The organism is Empedobacter sp. UBA1574, from assembly GCF_002322895.1.
Lineage (GTDB): Bacteria > Bacteroidota > Bacteroidia > Flavobacteriales > Weeksellaceae > Empedobacter > Empedobacter falsenii_B.
In genome coordinates, this window is sequence record NZ_DCOI01000022.1 from 55,101 (window position 1) to 77,705 (window position 22,605).

Genomic DNA, 22,605 nt, shown 5'->3' on the forward strand with positions numbered 1-22,605 from the left:
TAAAAATAATCGAGAAAATGATTGAAAATCAATATTTAACTCAACTTTATCTAAAGTTGATAATTTGTTAAAAAAGTAAATTATTGTTAACGTTTTTTGGTTATTGTATTAAAATTTTTCACACTTACAACTCCATATCTTGTCGCGATAAAACATTATTTTTGTCTAAATTTGAAACTATGGCTAAAACAAAAACTACATATTTCTGCCAAAACTGTGGCACGCAAACCTCGCAATGGATGGGACAATGCAAAAGTTGTGGCGAATGGAATACCATTGTTGAAGAAATTGTGGACAAAGGTGACGAAAAAAAATCGTGGAAAGATAAATCGGATAAAAAAGAGAAAACTTTTGCACTAAATATCCGAGAAATAAATCCATTAGGAGAAATAAGAATTTCGACTAAAAACCAAGAATTAGACCGAGTTTTAGGAGGCGGAATTGTTCCTGGATCGGTGATTTTGGTTGGTGGAGAACCTGGTGTTGGAAAATCGACATTGATGTTGCAAGTTGCCTTAAAGTTAGATACGATTAAAATCTTATATGTATCTGGAGAAGAATCTGTTTCGCAAGTAAAACTTCGTGCCGAACGAATTGGAATTGAATCAGATCAATGTTTTATTTTACCTGAAACCAATACGCAAAAAATATTTGCGCACGCCAAAGAAATTCAACCTCAACTAATTGTGGTCGATTCTGTGCAAACACTTCAAACCACTTATGTAGAGTCGTCTCCAGGAAGTATTTCGCAAATTCGAGAAACAACTTTTGAGCTAATTCAATACGCAAAAGAAACCAACACACCGATTATTTTAATTGGTCATATTACGAAAGAAGGTGTAATTGCTGGACCAAAAATTTTGGAACATATGGTAGATGTTGTATTACAATTTGAAGGCGATCGCAACCATATTTACCGAATTTTACGCGCAAATAAAAACCGTTTTGGCTCAACTGCCGAAATTGGAATTTACGAAATGCAAGGCGCTGGTTTACGTGAAGTGACAAATCCATCCGAAGTGTTAATCACGAAGAAAGATGAATTATTGAGTGGAAATGCAATTGCAGCAACTTTGGAAGGTGTTCGCCCAATGTTGATTGAAATTCAAGCTTTGGTTTCTACTGCAGTTTATGGAACTCCGCAACGTACGGCGACTGGTTTTGATGCCAAACGATTGAATATGTTGTTGGCAGTTTTAGAAAAACGTGCTGGGTTCAGACTGAATATGAAAGATGTTTTCTTGAATATTACAGGCGGAATTCGAGTGGATGATCCTGCAATTGATTTAGCTGTTATTGCAGCAATTCTTTCATCAAGCGAAGATTCTGCTGTTCCAGATAATTGCTGTTTTGCGGGAGAAGTTGGTTTGAGTGGAGAAATTAGAGCTGTAAATCGTGTTGAACAACGCATTACCGAAGCTGAAAAATTAGGTTTTGATGCAATTTTTGTTTCAAAATACAATAAATTAAAAGATACAGATTTTGGAATTCGAATCGTTAGAATCTCAAAAGTTGAAGATTTATATCGTATGTTATTTCAATAGAATATTAAATATTTTATAAACACTTGATTTATACATTATTTTTTCTATTTTTATTCGAAACTAAAAAACATTATTATGGATTATTCTAACCAATCTACTCAAGATTTTAATCAACCTCAACAATCTTCTTTTGAAGAAATCAAACCGAAACCAGAAAACAACCTTGTTTTAGCTATTATTGCAACTGTTTTAGGTCTTTGCTCACCATGTTGTATCGGATTGATTTTAGGAGGTGTTGCTATCATTTTTGCAAATCAAGTAAATACGAAATACGATGTTGGCGATTATACAGGAGCTGAACAAGCTGCAAAAAATTCTAAAATATTAAGTTATGTTGCTGTTGGTTTAGTCGCATTAAATTTAATTTATGTTATTTTCGTATTTATAACACAAGGTAGTGAAGCTATTCTAGAGCAATATCAAGGTGTTTTAGACAGATAATATTAGTATTTACAAGTAAATATGATAAAACGGATTTTGGTTTATGGACTAGCAACGCTTTTGACTATTTTGGTAATTGTCTATTTTTATAGTTATTACAGCAACCAAAGTCCGTTTTCTATCAAATGTATATTTCATAATGTAACAGGTTTATGGTGTCCTGGCTGTGGTGGTCAACGCGCTTTTTCCTTACTTGTTCACGGACATTTTTTTCAATCGTTACGCTACAATCTTATTTTGCCTTTTTCACTTTATATTTGTGTACAATTCTATTATGCTATTGTTGGAAATATTTTTTTAGGCAAACCAATGTCAGGCAAATTACATCTCCCTGCAAGTTTTGCGCGAAATTTCTTAATCTTACTTTTGATTTATTCTATTTTAAGAAATATTCCTATTTCTCCATTTATATATTTGGCACCAGAAAGTTAGAATCAAAAAAATCAGAGAACTATTCCTCTGATTTCTTATTTGTTGTTCGTGGATTTTGACGCTCCTCGCCTTCTTTCAATTCTCCTCGACGTATTCTATTTTTGTCCGAATCTTTATCATCATTTGGTAAAGAAACGGGTTGATTTGCCTCTCCTAAAACCCAAGTTTCAGTTGCATCCCACATCGCTCTAATTTTGATTGGCTCTGGATACAAATAAATTGGTTCGGGCTGTTTACCTGATAAATAATCGCCTGTATCCCATTTTCCATTTTCGTTTTCATCAACCAATAAACGGAACAAATATTCTCCTGGTTCAATAAAGTTGAATTCGAAATAGTTTTTATTTGCTGGATTATATAATTCTTCAATCACTGTAAAATCTTTATCAGTCTTTAAAAACTGTAAAATAAATGGTTTGGATGGTGTATTTTGAAGCGTTAATTTCAAATGTCCGAAATCGCCTCGTGTTCCCATTTTTATAGGATATGCAAGTGTATCATTCTTCTCTCCCAACACATCTGTCAATGCATTTGGATAGAGATTTACTTCAAATTTTTCGTCTAAATTTTTCTCAAAAGCAAAATTCAAGTTCTGTGCATTCACTGTATCGATCGAAACTTTGAATGGAATGGAAAGCGTATCCTTAAACACATAAATTTTAGATAAATCCAATGATTTTATTGGTGCATTTGCCTGAATTTTAAACGGTTTATTTGGTGCTAATTTTTGATCATTTATTGCTTTAAATTCTAATTTTCGTTCAGTATTCGATTTTGAGTATAATGCACTTACTTCATCAATTTGATCTTTATGTTGAACCTTGAAGTTCAATTTTGCACTTCTTCCTACAATTGTATCCACTTTTGGATTGAACCAAAAATTAATCGAATCTTGTCTTGGAAACTTCTGAATATAAGCCGTTTTAAATTCTTTCCCAACCGGCGTTATCGTAACATCATCCGTTGCTCCTGTCGTTTTAAAAACAATTAAACCTTCTTGTTTAAAACTCGCTTCAGGTTTACGATAAGCTGGTTTTTGATTGAATAAATTCAAGTTGATTTGTTGATTCGAATTCAGCTCAATTGGTTCGTTATGAAAAGCCAAACGCTCTTTCCCATAATCGTACATCACATTTTCTACCTTATCCTCAAAAGCAATCAATTTATATTTGCCCGAAGCCAAATAATTTAATTGATATTCTCCTTTATCATTGGCTCTCGCAATATAATATGGTTTCTTTTGCAGAATAATGCTGTCTTTGTAAGCACTGTCTACTTTATATAGCCCAACCAATATCTTCTCTGGTAACTTGAAATCATAAGACGCATTTACTCGACCTGTCACCTTCAACGAATCAATAAAACTACCTGTCGAAAAAACATATTGAAAGTTTGACAACTTATTATTTTCGTTAAAATCTTGAATCGCATCACCAAAATTGAAACTATACGTCGTGTTTGGTAACAATGGTTCTTGAAATTTAATCGAAATATTTTTCTTAGCTAAAGCTTGCGGCGTCACAATTGGCGGAATTTGAAACGATGGCGAAACAACCACATTTTTGCTGTACTCTTTTAGAAGAATGTACTCATCAAAGTTGATTGTCGCCTCTTGCAAATTGACATCTACATTCGTTGCCAACGTATCTGGATCAGCTTTTAGGAAAACTGGCGGAGTTTCATCTTTAGGTCCTCCCGTTGGTGAACCTTGTCTTGCACAAGAAATAACCGTCAAAATGGTTAATATCAAAAGCGAAAAACGTGTCGTCTTATTCATGGGCGCAAGTTAAGAAAAAGCTTGTTATTAAGCACAAGCAATGGTAATTACACTTATCTTAAAATTTTCTGAAAGATTAAACTTTTTTATTGCTGATGCAATCGTTGCGCCAGTTGTTAACACATCATCAATCAAAATATAATGTCCAGGTTTAAGATTTGGATTGATTTCAAACGCATCTTTCAAGTTATCCAATCGGTGTTTTTTGTCTTCATTTACTTGAGATGAATTGTATTTAGTTCGGATTAATCCATCCGAAAAATAATTTATCTGGTTGATTTCTGCCAACGTTCGTGCAAAATTTTCTACTTGATTGTAGCCTCTTGTTTTCAATCGTTTTGAATGCAATGGAATCGGAATAATTCCGTCATAATGACTCAAATCAAACTTAATCATCTGCGCTAAATCAATTCCAATTTCTGGGCGATTTCTATATTTCATTTCATGTAAAATAGCTTGCGTGGTGTTATGATGTTTAAATTCTAACAAAGAAAAAGCGTTTTCAACTTCGCAAAAATTTCTCAATTTATCATAAGCTCGATTATTTTGATCGAAATTAAAATGTGTGAAAACGAGTTTTGTTGAACACGAAACACACAGAAATTGCGAAGGTTGAATGACGTCTTGGCAATCCAAACAACGCATCGGAAAAAATAAATCAACCAAAGAATTTACGATTGTTTTGATTTCCATTACCTTTGCAAATTAAAGTTTAGTACTAAATTTAATGAAAATCATTCGACTTACAAAAGCTTTTACGTTCGAAACTGCACATGCATTGCATGGTTATGACGGAAAGTGTAAAAATATACATGGGCATTCGTACAAATTATTTGTAACTGTGAAAGGAACACCTTCTGAAGACACAACCGATGTGAAACTTGGAATGGTGATGGATTTTGGGGATTTGAAAAAAATTGTGAACAAAGAAATTGTTGATCTTTTTGATCACGCTATTTTATTGAACGAAAATTCACCTCACAAAATATTAGGTGAAAAATTATTAGCAGAAGGACACAATGTTGTTTTTACAGATTATCAACCGTCTGCTGAAAACATGATTTTGTGGATTGTGGATAAAATCAAACCTCTTTTACCAGCGAATATCGATTTGGTTGCTTTGAAATTACACGAAACTGAAAATTCTTATGCAGAATGGTTAGCGGAGGACAACCAATAAACATTCAGTTAGAACCTGGTAAAAAAGCCTATTTTTCTTCGGATCATCATTTTGGTGCTCCGAATGAAAAAGATAGTTTGGTGCGCGAAAAATTGTTTGTAAAATGGCTTGACGAAATAAAAGACGATTGTGGTGTTTTGTTTTTGATTGGCGATTTATTCGATTTTTGGTTCGAATATAAACATGTTGTTCCAAAAGGATTTGTGCGTGTTTTAGGAAAATTAGCCGAAATTTCTGATCGCGGAATTCCAATTTATTTCTTTGTTGGAAACCATGATTTATGGATGAAAGATTATTTGGAAGAACAAATAAACGCAATTGTTTTTCGAGATAAGCAGGATTTTATCATCAATGGAAAAGAATTTTTTATTGTACATGGAGATGGAAAAGGACCTGGTGATAAAGGCTACAAACGCATGAAAAAGGTTTTTACAAACAAAGTTTGTCAATTCCTTTTTTATCTACTTCATCCCGATTTGGCAATGTGGTTGGGAATTACAGCTTCGCGAAAAAATAAAATGATTTCAGGAGACGAAGATGTTAATTTCTTAGGCGTTGACAACGAATGGTTAATCATGTATAGCCGCAAGCAATTGCATCGAAAATACTTCGATTATCTAGTTTACGGACATCGACATTTACCAATGGAAATTGCTATAGGCAAAGCACGTCACATCAATCTTGGCGATTGGATTAACTACTTTACTTATGGTGTTTTTGATGGAAAAGAATTCGAATTAAAAACTTACCTCCGTAATCAAGGAGAAGAATCTCGGGATTCTATCATAAAAATTATAAATTAGCAAGCAAATCATAAAAACCCAAAGAAATGCCTCTTTTAGCCATTCTATTTTGGGTTTGCTTTCGCTAAAATATCTTGTTAACATTAACATAATGCTAAAACCTAAGAAGGCAAGATAAGCATCGTTATTTCCTCCGTAAAGAATATACGTAATCAGCATTGTTCCAAACATAAAATGCATCAACAAAAAGATACGTTTCTTTTGTGCTGTCAATTTATTCACATTCTTGAAATGATTGATAATTGAATAAATTAGAATAATTGCAATTGGAACTAAAAACAATTGTTTCCATTCGAAATGTACCATTGTAAACATTAATTGTTCTTTATAAAAATCGAACATAAAGTAATAATCGAGCAGAAAACTAACTTGAGCAACGATTAATATTGGCAAAAGAAATCCTAAAAAACCAAGAATAGGAATTTTTGGCTCTACCACTCTTAAAGTCAAGAAGTAAGTAAAAACTACAATTCCTAAAAAAATAAGTGGTGGACTTAATAAAATTGCAAAACTTATAAAAACGCCAATATCAAAAGCGTTATATGTATCATTTTTTTCGGACTCAAAATAGAGTAATTTAATCGTAACATAAGTAACAAGTAACAAACTACCAGCAATGCGATAATCGGATAAACCAGTTACAAAAGGCATTATCCATAAAATATAAATGAAAGTCGGATAAGAAGATCTGCTAATTAAATCATTTGTATTATCAGTATATCCAACTAAAGCTATAGTTAAAAACGTTAGGATTACGCCTAATTTTTCTAAATTACTCAGATCAATACTGTTAAAATTAGTAACTCCAAGTAACGTAAACAACACAATGATAAAAATCTGTATAAAAAAATTCCTTTTGTCAAGTAGATTAACCAACATTTTATTAACTTTGATGCAAATTAAGCAATAAACTAGAATATGGGAGTTATAACTGATTTATTTTTTGCGATTGGTGATATTTTCAAATGGACTTTTGAAAACTTATTATCTCCAATTGGTGTTATCTTTGGATGGTTATTTACATTCATCGGATGCGCATTGATGGGATGGTGGTTATATAAAATCGCTAGCTTTGGAACCGAAAATGAAAAAAGATACGAAAGATAATTTATCTTATATTGTATAAAATATATTTTCGAATTAATTCGAGAAACCTCTTATAAATTTTATAAGAGGTTTTTTTATCTTTTATATAGCATTTTTATCTCCTTTTATTATTAAACCTATCGTTTGATAAATAATCTGTAAATCTAAAAGAAGTGACCAATTACGTACGTAAAAGATATCCGTTCGTATACGATCTTCCATATCTTTATCACAATCTATAGCTCCACGATAACCTTTTACTTGTGCTAAACCTGTAATACCTGGTTTGACATAATTTCTAAGATTATATTTTCTTATAATTTCACTGTAATGTATATCTTGTGATATCATGTGTGGCCGTGGACCTACAATAGACATATCTCCGTTCAGTACATTAAAAAATTGCGGCAATTCATCTAAACTTGCTTTACGAAGAAACTTTCCAATTTTTGTAATTCTATTATCGTTAACTACTGTAGCTTTAATGGAATTTGTTCCATCATTACGCATTGTTCTAAATTTATAGCAGTCAAACTCTACTCCATTGATTCCTCTTCTCTTTTGTTTAAAAAATATTGGCCCTTTCGAATCTAACCTAATTAAAATTGCAATTATCGGAAACAACCAACTCATTATAAAAATTAAAACAAAACAAGAAATGATAACATCAAATAAGGATTTGATCAATTTATTTTCCGCTTTTTCTAGAGGAAATTTTTTAAATCTAAAAATTGGTAAAGTATCAATGTATACAACATCTAAACTTATTAATTCCGTGTTCAACGAATAAGGTATATAGCTTACTTTTATATGATGATCTTCGCAAAAGTTAACAATACTTTGTTCTTGTAATGATATAGGTAATCCTAATTGAGATATAAATATTTCTTTAACTTTATTTGATAATAAAACTGTTTCTAATGAATCATTATCAATAATATTATTTGTTTTGATAATTCTATAGCCATAATGTTTTCTATTCTCTATAATCGATTTAAAACGTGGAGTATTACTATTCTCTCCCAAAACAATAACATTCTTCACATCATTCCCTCTTTGAAAATTGTATCTACTCATAAAAAACACTAGTAATCGTGTAAAGATTAGATAAACAAATAAAATGGTAACAAAATAAACAATTAATTGATTCGCTAATAGCTCCTCTTTTTTTATTCCAGAAATTGTAAAAATAATCAAAGAAAAGAAAAATGTTTGCAACACTATTTTTCGAAGAATTTCTCTAAGAAAATTGACTCTTTTTATAGAATAGAGTTTTACATAATCTGCAATAACAAACCAAGCGATTAATAATAGTAAAATTGCTTTGTAATGAGCATCGAGTAATTCAGAAAAATAAGGAAGTCTAGCTAACTTAGTATGATAAAAATATTGGTATTGATTACAAATAAAAAAAAGTAAACCAAAAATAATAATCAATGCATCTAAAATATAGAATCCTATTTTTATTGAAAAATTAAATTTATTAAGATTACCCATTATAAAATTTACGTTATACTTTTTTTATTTTTGATTCTACGAAATCTCTCATTTTTTTCTCGAAAACTTCATGAGAAAAACTTAATGCATGATTCCTTATTAAAGTCTGATCAAATTGAAGTTCTTCGAACTCATTTATTGCAAAATTTAAACTTTCTTCAGTTTGTTCATCAAAAAAAACACCTGTTTGTTTATCTATTACAGTTTCCACAACACCTCCTTTCGCAAAAGCAATAACTGGTGTACCACAAGCTTGCGCTTCTAATGGAGCTATTCCAAACCCCTCTATACCAACTTGTATAAAAGCTTTTGCCTTACAGATATATTCGCCTACTAACTTCGACTCTAAAAAACCAAAAAAATGGATATTATCTGAGGTCGATAGCCTTACTAGGTCATCTAACTTTTCTCCATCTCCAATAACTATTAACTTCTTTTTGTTTTGATTAAATGCTTTTATAACAACATCAAATCTTTTTATTGAAGCCATTCTACCTACAATAACGTAATAATCTGACTTATGTTTTACAAGTTCAAAATTTTCGAAATTAACGGGTGGATAAATTACAATAGACTCTCTATTATATGTTTTTTTTACCCATTGTTGAACAAACTTAGAGTTAGAAATTATATAATCAGGTTTCTGAGCTTGTTTAATATCAATTTTTCTAAGAATTAATAATAATGGATAGAATAGATATTTACTTTTACCAAAGTATAGGTCTATTTCGTCCCAGATATAATTTGAATTTCTCGCCTGAAAATAACTTATATGAATTTGGTCTTTTCGAGATTTTGTAACGCCTTTCGCTATAGAATGAGAAGAAGAAATAAAATAATCAACTTCTGGAGAAACTTTCATTCGGTTTATTACCCAAAAGAAAATGAAGTAAAGAAATCTAAATTTATTTTTTAAAATTCTAAGAAAAGTATCGTGAACCTGTATGTTTTTTTGAGGAAAAATTTCCAAAAACTCCTCCTTTTTCATAATATTAGTCAAAGTATACACTTCGTCAAAAAGAAAAATTTGATTAAGCTTTGCGATTACTCTTTCTGCACCTCCGTATTTATCAAGCCAATCAATAATTATAGCTTTTTTCATTTATTATTTTTTAAAGGTTGAAATACTACTAAACAATGAATAAAATAATCCGCTAAAAACAATTCCATCAAATCGAATTAAAAAATCATCCGTTAAATTCGAAATAAAGAACAACGTTCCAAAACAAATAAATAGTGATTTGAAATTAAGTAAATCTATGCTTTTATAAAACGGAAAAAATATATAAATACAACAAACTATAAAGCCTATAACTCCAAATTTTATTGAGAAATCTAAGAATTGATTATGAACTGGAAATTCGTACTTAGCTAAGAAATGTTGATTTGTCTTTTTATAATAATCAAAAAGTTCTTTTTTACCCATCTCTGCTCCTGTTCCAAAAGGTAAATTTTCTTTTGCGACTTCTACAGATGCTTTCCAAATAGAGACTCTTGTCACCAAAGCATTAAACACTACAATTTCTGGATTTTTAATTTCATCTAGCTTTCCAACTTTATCCATATGTATAAAAGTAACCGAAGAGTATTTCTCGTACATATAAGGATTAAGTTTAACAAAACCTCCTATTATTGTGGTAGTTATCATTAACCCTGCGAATAAACCAATCATTGTTTTCTTTAATGAAAATATAGAAATAAGTTCTCTTACCAAAATAATAACAACGCAAATAATAACAGCTAATAACGTGACACGAGTATTGACAATTAGGACTAAACAAAAGGAAAGGAAAAATAGAATGATGTTAAAAAACATTCTATAAAATTGTTTATTTACAATTGATTGAATCAAAAAATAAAAATGAACTACACTCAAAAATCCAACCTGTAAATTAAGTAATGGTGCATGCGAGCCTAATGAAATTGCAAATTGATAACCAATTTCTATCAAATCAATTCCATTAATATATTTCGTTATTTTCTCAGGAAAAATTAAAACAAATCTTACTAAAAACCCTAATAATATAACGAGAAACCAGATCCTATATTGATTTAGAATAAAATTGATATTCAAGTTTTTATTCGTTAAAACAAAAATTGGAAAAATAATTAATGTCAATAATTTTTCTACAGATTTGAATCCTCCTGAAATTGTATCATTATTGAAAAAAAACAGTAAACTAATTAATAACGGAGAACTTATGATTAGAATATCTTTAAAATGTTTTTTTTCAATAATGATAAACTTATAATGAAGTAAATTAAACACTAAAAAAAGTATAATAATAGGTGTACAAATACTCCTAAAAACAATTGTACATGCAATTAGTATGATCAATAACTGATTAATTTGATTATACTTTTTTAGAGAAACTATCATAGTAGAAAACGTAATAAAACAATGGTAAAATTCCAATTTTGTGTCTAACTGCTGAACCTAAATCTGGCTCAAAAACACTTTGGATTGCTAGATAAGAAAACAGAAAATAAAATATCCATAATATTCTATTATTCTTTATCGGATCTTTTATGGCCCACGAAAAACGAACTATAAAAATTATTGTAAATAAAATCTGCCAAATAATAAATAGAAAAATTCGAGGTGATAATAAATGCTTATATTCTACAATTGGGAAATTAACTGATAAAAAACTATAAAAAGTATTCACTAACTCTGCTAATAATCCTGTAGGTTCTAATGGAGGAATTATCATAGAGTTTGCATCTTCAGAGCCTTGTCTAACTTCATTTACAGAATTTCTTGCTAAATCAGAAAAAAATTCTCCCTTTGCTAAATAATGTAACGCTGAAAATAGAATTATTACTAATACACTTATTATTATTATTCCGAATGTCCTGTTTGTATACTTTATTTTCGAAATAAAGTATAATAAAATAGATATAACAGGTATTAATGCAAAATAAGACCTGAAGAATATTCCAAATATTATTAATATTAAAAAAGAATATAAAAGTGATAAATCAAACCCTATTTTTTTAGATTGAAATAAGAAAACAATTTGTGAAATAAATAGAAATGTAATAAACTCTTTTGAAGGCATTGAGATAAAAATTCCTATCATCAAAAAAGCTAAGTAAACAATTATATTTTTTATAGTAAGGATATGAAAATCCTTTGGTACACCTATTTTGAATAAAATAATATAATAAAAAAACAACTGAAAAACACCTACTACATTAAAAGGTAATTTACCTAACTGAGTATATTTATAAAAAGACATTGTAAGCGGATAACTTCCTTTGAAACCTGCTTCATTATAATAATCAAAAACAATTGTATTAGCATCTATAAAGAACTTCTGTGGCAATACTTTCTCTCCTATCAATGCGATAAGAATTGACAATAAAAAAAGAAGTATAAATGTTAACTTATTTTTTTGTAGAGTAACTCTCATTTCAATTGATATAAATTTTTATTTTATCCTTTTGGTAAATATATATAACAGCACATAAGTTCCAAAAAAGAATTGTTAAAACATACGTTATAGACGCTCCTATTATTCCAAATTTAGGAATCAAAATTAAATTCAAGGAAAGATTAATTAGCAAAGCAATCAATAGAAAACTACGAAAAACTTTTGGTCTTCCTGTCATATTCAAGTAAGCAGCCGAACTTCCTAAACTTGAAATTAAAATTTGTCCAATAACAAGAATTAATAAAGCTGTTTTCGCTGCAATATATTCTGCTCCAAATATTGGTAAAATGTAATCAGAAAATAAAATAATTATTAAGCCTATTGTTACACTTAACAGAAAAATAAATCGACTCGAATGTCTTAAAACCTTCTTTAACTCGTCTAACTCATTCTTCAAATAAAGTTCAGCTATCTGTGGCGAAAGATTAACATTGATGCTTAAAATTACCATACTCAAAATTGCCATTATTTTTATTCCCAAAGCGTATAAAGCCACATCTGAACTCGAAAAATAGTTTCTCAAAATAATAATATCAATTGTAGAAAATAAATAAACTGCAAAGCTACTTATTCCCATTGGCAAAGAATAATCTATTATTTCGCGATAAGTTATTGATGAATAATTATGTTTTGATTTCGGAATTTTACTCAAAAGGACTAATACAAAAACTGAAGTAATAAGACCTAGAATTACAAAACCTAAAATATAATAAAAGACAATACTTTCCTCTTTTTCACTTCCATATAAAATGATTGCGCCAAAGATAACAGGAAAGAACTTGAATGTATTTCGAAATAATTCAGACCAAACAATTTGGTCAAGAGCTCTCAAAACCTCCGTATTAAAAAGAGTCCAAACATTAAAAAATAAAAACAATATACTATAAGATGTTATTTTATATGAGTTTTCCAAACCAAAAAAAGAATTAATAAAAGTTGAATCAAAAAAAATAAAAAAAATAAGTCCTATTATTAAACAAAAAAGAAAACTTAGAATTGATATTTTATAATACAATTTTTTTAGTTCATAAAATCTTTCTTCGCTTTTCAATCTTCCTGCGAAATATAAAATAGAGATATCTGTGCCGAACAAACAAATACTTCCTGATACGAGTAAAAACATACGAGTAAACTCGTAATCGCCCACCACAGAAGAATCAAAATTTCGATTAAAAAAAATAGTAAAACCAAATAACGTCAATACACCAATTCCTCTTAAAAAAAGTGTGATTAAACCTTGTTTAATTTCCTTGTTTTTGATAATATTTTTGCTCTTTTCAAGCATTTGTAATTTTTGTCTTTTGGTATAGATTATTGTACTTCGCATACAAATATTTGATATAAGACAAAAACAAGTAGAAACCAATCAAAAAAAGTGGTAAAATAACTACCATTTTTTCATATATCTTTTGGTGTATTTTATTGTTAAAAGATGTATTAACAGGATAAATAGTAGATTTATACTCAATTAACTTAGTATTAATATCAACTAATTTTTTCATATAATAATCTTTCATCTCAATTACATTAGATAATTGATCATAACTATTAATATTCAAATCTTTACCAACAACAGAAACACTTCCATTTCCTAAATTTTCTAGAATCTTATTAATTTGTTCAATACTCTTTTCTGCTTGTTGTTTAGCATTAGTTTGATTTTTAATTGCGAAAGCAGACCTTTGTTTATAATATGGTTTAGAATTAATAGTATTTAATAAAAAATCAATGATTTTTTGAGAATTCACCGATGAATTTGTTTTCAACGTGATTAAATGATATTTATAATTCTTTTTAAACTCTTCATTTTTCAAAATTTTAGATAAATCTTGTCCATTTGATGTTAATACTTTAAAAATTTCCAAATTATCCTTATCTGTAAGAATACTATTTATATTTTCTATAGATTCTATTCTTAAATCTACAACATCATTCAAAAAGTCATATTTAGATTTGTTCGAATTTAAGTTCGATTTAAAATTTTCTACTTCTGCATAAAGTAAATCAACACTTTCAAAATTAGGAACAACAACAACTTCTGTTTTAAAATTATTTTTTGATTTTTTATCAAAATAAACCCCAAGAGATATACCTAAAATGAACAAGATAATTACTATTATTTTGTTTCGAATAATAAAGTTGATTAATCGTAGGATTAAAAAACCTATTGATAGAAAAAAACCTTTAATTTTCTTCGCTAAAAAAACCAAATCAATTTCTTGATTATTATTTTCTTGTTGAGTTTCCATAAAATAAATAAGTGTTGTTGTTATAACATTAAAGTTTAGAACGCATTTATTTAACTTTTCTTATATCTCTATCTTCATTTAATTTTTTACTTCATTCAACTAATTTATTCCGTAAATTTGTTCTCATATTTTAATCTAAATTATTTGAACTATGTTCCTCGAAAATACCTTTAATCATAACAAAAAAAGTGGATGGATAGAAGTCATCTGTGGCTCAATGTTTTCTGGTAAAACCGAAGAACTTATACGCCGTCTAAAACGTGCCGAATTTGCCAAACAACGTGTCGAAATCTTCAAACCTACGATAGATACGCGTTATGCGGACCGCGAAGTCGTTTCACACAATCAAAATTCTATTACATCAACGCCAGTTGAGTATTCTTCAGCAATTTTATTATTGGCTGATGATTGCGATGTGGTAGGGATTGATGAAGCACAATTTTTTGATGAAGGAATTGTAGACGTAGCCAATCAATTGGCAAACGAAGGCAAACGCGTTATTGTTGCTGGTTTGGATATGGATTTCAAAGGTCGTCCTTTTGGTCCAATGCCCAATTTAATGGCGACTGCCGAGTATGTAACAAAAGTGCATGCAATCTGCGTTCGTACAGGAAATTTAGCCAATTATTCGCACCGAAAAATTGACAGTGATCGTCTTGTAGAACTTGGCGAAGTACTAGAATATGAACCATTAAGCCGAGTTGCTTTCTGGGAAGAACATAACAAACATAAAGTTGAAAACTTATAATCTAAATCAAATTGCAAGTATCATCAACGGTACTTTGATTGGAAATGGAGACGAAATCATCAATCAAATTTTCTTTGATTCGCGCATGATTGTCAATCCAATTCACGGAATTTTCTTTGCTTTTCACGGAAACCAAAAAGACGGACATTTGTTTTTGCAAGATGCTTATCAAAGAGGAATTCGAAATTTTGTCGTAGAAAAAGCGTTGACAAATTTGCCTCATGCAAATTTTATCGAGGTTGAAAATCCGCTACTTGCTTTGCAAAATTGGGCAAAAATTCATCGCAAACAATTTCATTTTCCTGTGATCGGAATTACCGGTTCCAATGGAAAAACGATTGTCAAAGAGTGGTTGAATCAATTGTTATGGAAAAAATTCTCGATTGTTCGTAGTCCAAAAAGTTACAATTCTCAATTTGGAGCAGCACTTTCTGTTTTGCAAATGGAAGAGAAAAACGATTTGGGTATTTTCGAAGCTGGAATTTCGATGCCAAATGAAATGCAAAATCTCGAAGAAATTATTCAACCAACAATAGGTGTGTTGACAAAAATCGGAGAAGCGCATTTAGAGAATTTTAAAAATCAAGATGAATTGATTCAGGAAAAACTGAAACTATTTTCTCATGTTGATAAATTAGTTTTCAATATCGAAAACGAAAAAGTTCATCAAGCTATTCTTGAAAACGCTCATTTAGCAAAAACAGATAAATATACTTACGGTTACTCCAATTCTGCCACTGTACAGATCAAGCAAATACAAAGTAATCAGACTAATACGCAAATTTCTATTTTACATAATCAACAAGAATTCACCTATTCGATTCCTTTTATCGATGATGCTTCGATTAAAAATAGTTTAATTTGCTTAACGACTTTAATTAGTTTAAATATTGATTATAAACAACTTAAAAACGAATTTAGTCAACTTCTACCAATCGAAATGCGTTTGGAAATTAAAGAAGCGATTAATCATTCAATTTTAATTAATGATACCTTCAATTCTGATCTAAATTCATTAAAAATTGGACTAAATGTGCTAAATCAACAACCGCGCGACAAAAAATCGTTGGTGTTGACGGATATTTTACAAAGTAACTTATCTGACCACGATTTATATCAACAAGCAGCCGATTTAGTCAACCTTTATCATTTTGATGAGATAGTGTTGATCGGAGAAAAAATTTCTCAGTTCAAACATTTATTTGAATCCTATGTTCGTTCATTCAACTCGACTGAAGAATTCTTAGAGCAGTTCAAACATCAACATGTCGACAACGAAGCTATTTTATTAAAAGGTGCTCGTCCGTTCAAATTAGAAAAAATTTCGAATGAATTAGAAACACGTTCCAACGATTCTGTTCTTGAAATTAATTTGCAACACCTGATCGAAAATATAAATGTGTACCGCTCATTGCTAAAATCTACCACAAAATTGATGTGCATGGTGAAAGCGAATAGTTATGGAACAGGAAGTTTTGAGGTAGCAAATACCTTACAAAATAACGGTGTCGATTTCTTAGGCGTGGCGATTGCAGATGAAGGAAAAGAATTGCGCGAGGCTGGAATTACCATTCCAATTATCGTCATGAACCCGGAACAAAGTAGTTACTCTACGGTTATCGATTATCAATTGGAACCAGAGATCTATAGTTTACGTGTTTTGAAATTATTCATTCAGAAACTACAAGAAAAACAAATTTCTTCACCTTATCCAATTCACCTAAAAATGGAAACAGGTATGAATCGTCTTGGTTTTCACGAAGATGATTTCGAAGAATTAATTGCAATTCTAAAAGATAATTCACATGTTTATGTTCGCTCAATTTTCACGCATTTAGCAACTGCCGATATGCCAGAGCAGGAAGATTATGCGAAATATCAATTAGAACGTTTTGATAATAGTTATTCAGTAATTACAACTGCTTTAAACATAAAACCAATCAAACATGCATTAAATTCTCCTGGAATTGTAGCGTATGGAGAACATCAATATGACATGGTTCGTTTAGGAATCGGAATGTATGGCTACTCTGAATATACCGATTTTATGGAGAAATATTTGAAACCTGTTGTGCGTTTCAAAACGGTAATTTCTCAGATTTCAGAGATTGAAAAAGGCGAAACTGTAAGCTATGGTCGTCGTTTTACAGCGGAGCGTCATACCAAAATTGCAACCTTGCCTGTTGGTTATGCAGACGGAATTCGTCGTTCACTTGGTTACGGAAAAGGAAAAGTAGGTATCAACGGGCATTTGGCTACAATTACCGGAACCATTTGTATGGATATGATGATGGTTGATGTTACCGATATTCCATGTAAAGAAGGTGACGAAGTGACTATTTTTGGAAACTCGCCAACTTTAGCTAACGTTACCGAATGGTTAGGAACAATTCCTTATGAAGTCTTAACTTCGGTTTCCCAACGTATAAAACGCGTTTATTACAAAGAATAATTTATTGAAAAGAGTTACTGAATAGTAGCTCTTTTTTTGTAATTTTAAAAAAAATAAATGGATAAAATAATTAGATTAATTGAAGAGTATAATAATTCTGACGATTCTCTGAACAATGAATTCGAATTAGAAATAACATCTGAACAGATTCTTTTTTATTTAAATGATTTTATCTTAAATGAGGATGATTATCCAACAGAAATTTATGATTCATATCCACTTTCTGTTTCACAAATAGAAAAACTAAAGCCTTTTCTAAAACTAAATAAAGCTTTTTCTCCCAACTTTTCGAAGTTTTCATATTATTTAAGTTGTTATGAAAATAATGTAGAATAGTTAAACAATTCTACAACTTAGATTCAAAATTGCTATCTTTATTCCTCAATTTAGATCAATTTATGCGCAGTCTTTTTGCTTTCATTTTCATTATTTCAACCATGACCTTTGCACAAGAAACAAAGAATGATTCAACGCGTCTAAAAGTGGGTGTTGTATTGAGTGGTGGTGGCGCAAAAGGCTATGCACATGTTGGCGCTTTGAAGAAGATTGAAGAAGCGGGAATCAAAATTGATTACATCGGAGGAACAAGTATGGGCGCGATTATCGGTGGATTATATGCCGCTGGATATACACCTGACGAACTCGAGAAAATCATGCATCAATTGGATATTTCTTCATTGATTACGCAAAATAAAGATCGTGCAGAGATTCCTTTTTTCGAGAAAGCATACAAAGAAAAATACATCTTAGAATTACCTTTTGATAAGTTCAAATTAACGATTCCAAATGCCATTTCAAAAGGTCAAGGTCCGCTTGATTTATTGACCTATTTATTGCGTCCAGTTCATGATATTGATGATTTCAATAAACTTCCAACGCCTTTTGTTTGTATTGGAACTGATCTCGAAACTGGAGAAGAAAAAGTCTTTCGTTCAGGATTTTTACCTCGCGTTATTTTGGCTTCGGGCGCTTATCCAACCATGTTAGATCCTGTCACAATTGATGGTAAAATATATGTTGATGGCGGTGTTGTCAACAATTTCCCCGTGAAAGAAGTGAAAGATATGGGTGCTGATATTATTATCGGTGTAGAATTGGGTGATGGTTTACAAAAACGTGATGATCTAAATTCTGCTATTGATATTTTGAGTCAAATTATGACGATGAGTATCGTTAAAAAAACAGATGAACAGAAAAAACTAGTCGATTTATTGATTAAACCGGAGCTAAAAGAATATACAGTTACAAGTTTTGATGAAGTAGATTCTATTTATAATCGCGGACTTGTTGCTTCAGAAAAAGTGTATGATCAACTTAAAGAAATTGCAAAAAAACAGCATGCTTCGAACAGAACTCGAAACGAAATCAAACTTGATGATTATGTTTTGGTCAAAGAAATCGAGGTTGAAGGATTGAAAAATTTCAACACAAATTATATCGAAGGTAAGCTAAGAATTCGTACTCCTGAAATTATAAAATATGATGATTTAAAAGCTGGAATTTCGAAACTATATGCTTCTGGAAACTTCAATAATATCACGTATAAAATCTCAGAAATTAACGATGAAGAAAATTTATTAACGTTAAAAGTTCAAGAAAATAAGACCAAACAATCTATCCGATTTGGATTACATTACGATGATTTATTTAAAACAGGATTACTTTTAAACTTCACTTCAAAGAATTTATTTGTCAAAAACTCGGTGCTTTCTGCTGATGTTGTGGTTGGTGATTATGCGCGATATAACATCAATTTTTTCATTGATAATGGATATCTTCCAAGTATCGGCTTCAACTCTTTTTCACATTATTTTGATAAAGAAATTGATCTAAGAAACTTCTTTGGCCAGGATAATATCTACAAAAAAGTAAATTATAACTTTAGAGAATACATCAATCAAATCTACATTCAATCGACTATCAAAGAAAAATTTGCTATTGGCGTTGGATTAGAGCATCAATACACAAAAGTTTTCACGAATAATTTTATTGCTTCTAATGAGGAATTTCCAGCAAAATCCGAAGGTTATTATTGGAAAGCGTATGGATATATCAAAGCAGATAATCGAAATAATGCAAATTTTGCGCGTAGTGGTTTAAAATTTGATGGAAGTTTCAAGTATTTATTTGATTCTAATGTAACTGGGTTTGAAAATAACTATTTGTTAGAATCAAGTTTAGAGGCAAATTTTCCGTTAAATAATTTCCTAAGTTACAGATTTACTGCTAACTTTGGAACCTTTTTCAACGATAATGTAACAATGCCTCAGAAGTTTTATATCGGAGGTTATGTTGAACAAGATTTTTTCAATTACACTAAGTTTTATGGGCTTCCCTTTGGCTCTGCAATTGGCGACAATCAATTGCTTTTTGGCTCTCATATTCAAGCTCGAATTTTGAAAAATCATTACACAAGTCTATTTATGAATATAGCAAATATCACAGATAGATTTGAGCAATTGAGTTTAACAGATTACAAATATCTTGGGTACGGCATTACCTATGGCTACGATAGTCCATTAGGTCCTTTAAATTTTATTTGGAGTTATTCGCCTTACACAAAAAAAGGATTATTTAATTTAAGTTTAGGTTACTGGTTTTAGAACAATGATAGAATTATTTTACGAAACAGATTTTGAGCTAAAAGATGCTCAAACTTGGATAGATTGGATCGTAGAGAGTATGAAGAATGAAAGGAAAACAATAGAAGATTTAAACTATATTTTCTGTGATGATGAATACTTACTTCAAATTAATCGACAATATTTAGAACACGATTATTACACAGATGTTATTGGTTTCGATAATTCTATTGAAGATAAATTGATGGGTGATATTTTTATTAGCGTCGAACGAATCAAAGATAATGCTGAGCAAAATAATGTTTCTTTTGAAAACGAATTAGCTCGCGTTGTTATCCATGGGATATTACATTTTGCTGGTTATATGGACAAAGAACCAGATGACAAAGAATTAATGACTGCTAAAGAAAATCAATATTTAGAAACGTTTAGTAGCTATCTAAATCAATAATGTTCCACGTGGAACATTTATTATTTTAACAAGAAAAATAAGTTTACAAATCAAATGATATTTCAATCAGAATATGATGTAATTGTAGTTGGTGGTGGTCACGCAGGTGCAGAAGCAACAGCGGCAGCAGCCAATTTAGGAGCAAAAACGCTTCTTGTTACAATGAACTTACAAACAATCGGACAAATGTCTTGTAATCCTGCTATGGGTGGAATTGCGAAAGGGCAAATTGTTCGCGAGATTGACGCTTTAGGCGGATACTCAGGTATTATTACCGACAAAACTGCGATTCAATTCAAAATGTTGAATCAATCAAAAGGTCCAGCGATGTGGTCGCCACGTGCGCAATCAGACCGTATGCGTTTTGCAGAAGAATGGCGTTTATCTTTAGAGAGAACAGAGAATGTTGACTTCTTTCAAGATATGGTAAAAAATTTAATCATCGAAAATGGTAAAGTTTGCGGAGTAATTACAGCCATGGGAATGAAAATTCGTTCTAAGTCTGTTGTACTTACAAATGGTACTTTTTTGAATGGTTTAATTCATATTGGAGAAAAACAATTTGGAGGTGGACGCATGGGAGAATCTGCTGCTTTCGGAATTACGGAACAATTAGTTGATTTAGGTTTCGAAGCTGGACGAATGAAAACAGGAACTCCTCCACGTGTAGATGGTCGTTCTATCGATTATACGAAAATGGTTGAGCAACCAGGTGATGAAAATCCTTCAAAATTCTCATATACAAATACACAAAAATTAACGAAACAACGTTCTTGTTGGATTACTTATACCAATCAAGAAGTTCATGATTTATTGCGTGAAGGCTTTGATCGTTCTCCAATGTTTAACGGAACAATTAAATCGACAGGACCAAGATATTGTCCATCTATCGAAGATAAAATTAATCGTTTTGCAGACAAAGATCGTCATCAGATTTTTGCTGAACCGGAAGGTTGGCACACGATGGAATTCTACATAAATGGATTCTCAACATCTTTGCCAGATGATATTCAAGCAAGAGCTTTACGTTCTGTTCCTGGTTTTGAAAATGCAAAAATTTTACGTCCAGGTTACGCCATCGAATACGATTATTTTCCACCAACACAGTTAAAACATACGCTAGAAACTAAGTTAATTGATAACTTATATTGCGCTGGTCAAATTAACGGAACAACAGGTTATGAAGAAGCTGCTTCTCAAGGTTTGATGGCGGGTATAAATGCTGTGTTAAAAATTCAAGGAAAAGATCCATTTATCTTAAATCGTAACGAAGCTTATATAGGAGTTTTAATCGACGATTTGATTACAAAAGGTACAGAAGAACCTTATCGTATGTTTACGTCTCGTGCAGAATATCGTATCTTATTGAGACAAGATAATGCGGATGAACGTTTGACAAGAAAAAGTTTTGAACTTGGTTTAGCTTCAGAAGATCGTTTGAGAAGAATGGAAGAAAAATTTGACAAAGCTGAAAAACTTGTTAATTATTTCGAAGAAAATTCCATCAAGCCACAAGAAATAAATGATGTAATTGAAGAGCGCGAAGGAACACCTTTGAAACAACCAAACAAAATGATTTCGGTTATTTCTCGTCCTGAGTTAAAACTTTCTGATTTTACGAAATTAGATCGTGTAAAAGAATTTATTGAAACAAATGAATACGATCAAGAAGAATTAGAACAAACAGAAATTCAGATCAAATACAAAGGTTATATTAAGAAAGAACAACAGAATGCAGATAAATTGCATCGTTTGGAAAATCTAAAAATTCCGGCTGACATCGATTATCATGTCTTTGGTTCGATGTCGATAGAAGCTCGTCAAAAATTAACAAAAATAAAACCTGCAACGGTAGCACAAGCATCAAGAATTAGTGGTGTATCACCAGCAGATATTAGTGTATTATTAATTTACATGGGAAGATAA

21 protein-coding genes are annotated in these 22,605 nt (G+C 30.6%); 12 read left to right on the top strand and 9 right to left on the bottom strand.

Going from position 1 to position 22,605, the window contains the following annotated elements; all coding sequences use genetic code 11:
• Positions 1-179 precede the first annotated feature (179 nt).
• The 3 genes from radA (at position 180) to B3578_RS06130 (ending at position 2,417) form a co-directional block, all read left to right on the top strand.
• Positions 180-1,544: a DNA repair protein RadA gene (radA, locus tag B3578_RS06120; RefSeq protein ID WP_291047357.1), complete on the top strand. Its 1,365-nt coding sequence runs from the start codon at positions 180-182 to the stop codon at positions 1,542-1,544.
• A 75-nt stretch (positions 1,545-1,619) separates the two neighbouring features.
• A complete protein-coding gene (locus B3578_RS06125) occupies positions 1,620-1,985 on the top strand; it encodes a CD225/dispanin family protein (RefSeq protein ID WP_291047359.1) in 366 nt (121 codons plus the stop codon).
• 21 nt (positions 1,986-2,006) lie between these two features.
• Complete coding sequence (locus tag B3578_RS06130; protein WP_291047361.1) at positions 2,007-2,417, top strand: DUF2752 domain-containing protein; 411 nt, start codon at positions 2,007-2,009, stop codon at positions 2,415-2,417.
• 19 nt (positions 2,418-2,436) lie between these two features.
• Here the strand turns inward: B3578_RS06130 and B3578_RS06135 are convergent, their stop codons facing one another.
• Positions 2,437-4,194 (bottom strand): Ig-like domain-containing protein, encoded by a 1,758-nt coding sequence (locus B3578_RS06135; protein WP_291047363.1) that lies wholly within the window; start codon positions 4,192-4,194, stop codon positions 2,437-2,439.
• Positions 4,195-4,221: 27 nt separating this feature from the next.
• A complete protein-coding gene (locus B3578_RS06140; protein WP_125349131.1) occupies positions 4,222-4,887 on the bottom strand; it encodes a ComF family protein in 666 nt (221 codons plus the stop codon).
• 34 nt (positions 4,888-4,921) lie between these two features.
• Here B3578_RS06140 and queD point away from each other — a divergent pair, with 34 nt between their 5' ends.
• Both queD and B3578_RS06150 read left to right on the top strand, forming a co-directional pair.
• Positions 4,922-5,374 (top strand): 6-carboxytetrahydropterin synthase QueD, encoded by a 453-nt coding sequence (gene queD / locus B3578_RS06145; RefSeq protein ID WP_221854031.1) that lies wholly within the window; start codon positions 4,922-4,924, stop codon positions 5,372-5,374.
• Positions 5,350-6,177, top strand: coding sequence for a UDP-2,3-diacylglucosamine diphosphatase (locus tag B3578_RS06150; RefSeq protein WP_221854030.1), 828 nt, complete (start codon positions 5,350-5,352; stop codon positions 6,175-6,177). Before queD ends, B3578_RS06150 begins: the two co-directional genes overlap by 25 nt.
• On the opposite strand, the gene B3578_RS06155 is transcribed toward B3578_RS06150, so the two are convergent.
• Positions 6,112-7,056, bottom strand: a complete 945-nt coding sequence (locus B3578_RS06155; RefSeq protein WP_286495685.1) for a DUF6427 family protein — start codon at positions 7,054-7,056, stop codon at positions 6,112-6,114. The two genes, B3578_RS06150 and B3578_RS06155, sit on opposite strands and share 66 nt — an antisense overlap.
• Before the next feature lie 39 nt (positions 7,057-7,095).
• Between B3578_RS06155 and B3578_RS06160 the strand changes: the two genes are divergently transcribed.
• Positions 7,096-7,284: a hypothetical protein gene (locus B3578_RS06160; RefSeq protein WP_125349128.1), complete on the top strand. Its 189-nt coding sequence runs from the start codon at positions 7,096-7,098 to the stop codon at positions 7,282-7,284.
• 81 nt (positions 7,285-7,365) lie between these two features.
• Here B3578_RS06160 and B3578_RS06165 read toward each other — a convergent pair whose 3' ends face one another.
• Genes B3578_RS06165 through B3578_RS06190 form a run of 6 tightly spaced genes read right to left on the bottom strand, consistent with a single transcriptional unit; the run spans position 7,366 to position 14,446 of the window.
• Complete coding sequence (locus B3578_RS06165; RefSeq protein WP_286495684.1) at positions 7,366-8,760, bottom strand: exopolysaccharide biosynthesis polyprenyl glycosylphosphotransferase; 1,395 nt, start codon at positions 8,758-8,760, stop codon at positions 7,366-7,368.
• 13 nt (positions 8,761-8,773) lie between these two features.
• A complete protein-coding gene (locus B3578_RS06170) occupies positions 8,774-9,862 on the bottom strand; it encodes a glycosyltransferase (RefSeq protein ID WP_286495683.1) in 1,089 nt (362 codons plus the stop codon).
• 3 nt (positions 9,863-9,865) lie between these two features.
• Positions 9,866-11,140, bottom strand: a complete 1,275-nt coding sequence (locus tag B3578_RS14340) for an O-antigen ligase family protein (protein ID WP_125349125.1) — start codon at positions 11,138-11,140, stop codon at positions 9,866-9,868.
• The gene (locus tag B3578_RS06180; RefSeq protein WP_280035024.1) at positions 11,115-12,176 is read right to left on the bottom strand and encodes a hypothetical protein; all 1,062 of its coding nucleotides are present in this window, start codon (positions 12,174-12,176) and stop codon (positions 11,115-11,117) included. The genes B3578_RS14340 and B3578_RS06180 overlap by 26 nt, the downstream gene beginning before the upstream one ends.
• A gap of 1 nt (position 12,177) precedes the next feature.
• Positions 12,178-13,524 (bottom strand): MATE family efflux transporter, encoded by a 1,347-nt coding sequence (locus B3578_RS06185; protein ID WP_349676197.1) that lies wholly within the window; start codon positions 13,522-13,524, stop codon positions 12,178-12,180.
• On the bottom strand, positions 13,475-14,446 hold the full coding sequence (locus B3578_RS06190; RefSeq protein WP_125349122.1) for a hypothetical protein: 972 nt from the start codon (positions 14,444-14,446) through the stop codon (positions 13,475-13,477). Before B3578_RS06190 ends, B3578_RS06185 begins: the two co-directional genes overlap by 50 nt.
• Positions 14,447-14,597: 151 nt before the next feature.
• Between B3578_RS06190 and B3578_RS06195 the strand changes: the two genes are divergently transcribed.
• From B3578_RS06195 to mnmG, 6 genes are all read left to right on the top strand, one after another.
• The gene (locus B3578_RS06195; RefSeq protein ID WP_038336222.1) at positions 14,598-15,194 is read left to right on the top strand and encodes a thymidine kinase; all 597 of its coding nucleotides are present in this window, start codon (positions 14,598-14,600) and stop codon (positions 15,192-15,194) included.
• A complete protein-coding gene (locus B3578_RS06200; protein WP_291047376.1) occupies positions 15,181-17,646 on the top strand; it encodes a bifunctional UDP-N-acetylmuramoyl-tripeptide:D-alanyl-D-alanine ligase/alanine racemase in 2,466 nt (821 codons plus the stop codon). Before B3578_RS06195 ends, B3578_RS06200 begins: the two co-directional genes overlap by 14 nt.
• A 57-nt stretch (positions 17,647-17,703) precedes the next feature.
• Positions 17,704-17,982 (top strand): DUF7683 domain-containing protein, encoded by a 279-nt coding sequence (locus B3578_RS06205; RefSeq protein ID WP_221854021.1) that lies wholly within the window; start codon positions 17,704-17,706, stop codon positions 17,980-17,982.
• A gap of 101 nt (positions 17,983-18,083) precedes the next feature.
• Positions 18,084-20,249, top strand: a complete 2,166-nt coding sequence (locus B3578_RS06210) for a patatin-like phospholipase family protein (protein ID WP_291047378.1) — start codon at positions 18,084-18,086, stop codon at positions 20,247-20,249.
• 4 nt (positions 20,250-20,253) lie between these two features.
• Positions 20,254-20,679 carry an rRNA maturation RNase YbeY gene (gene ybeY, locus B3578_RS06215; protein ID WP_219034096.1) on the top strand — a complete coding sequence of 142 codons (426 nt, stop codon included), beginning with the start codon at positions 20,254-20,256 and terminating at the stop codon, positions 20,677-20,679.
• 54 nt (positions 20,680-20,733) lie between these two features.
• Entirely contained in the window at positions 20,734-22,605 is a 1,872-nt protein-coding gene (gene mnmG / locus B3578_RS06220; protein ID WP_286495677.1) for a tRNA uridine-5-carboxymethylaminomethyl(34) synthesis enzyme MnmG, read from the top strand.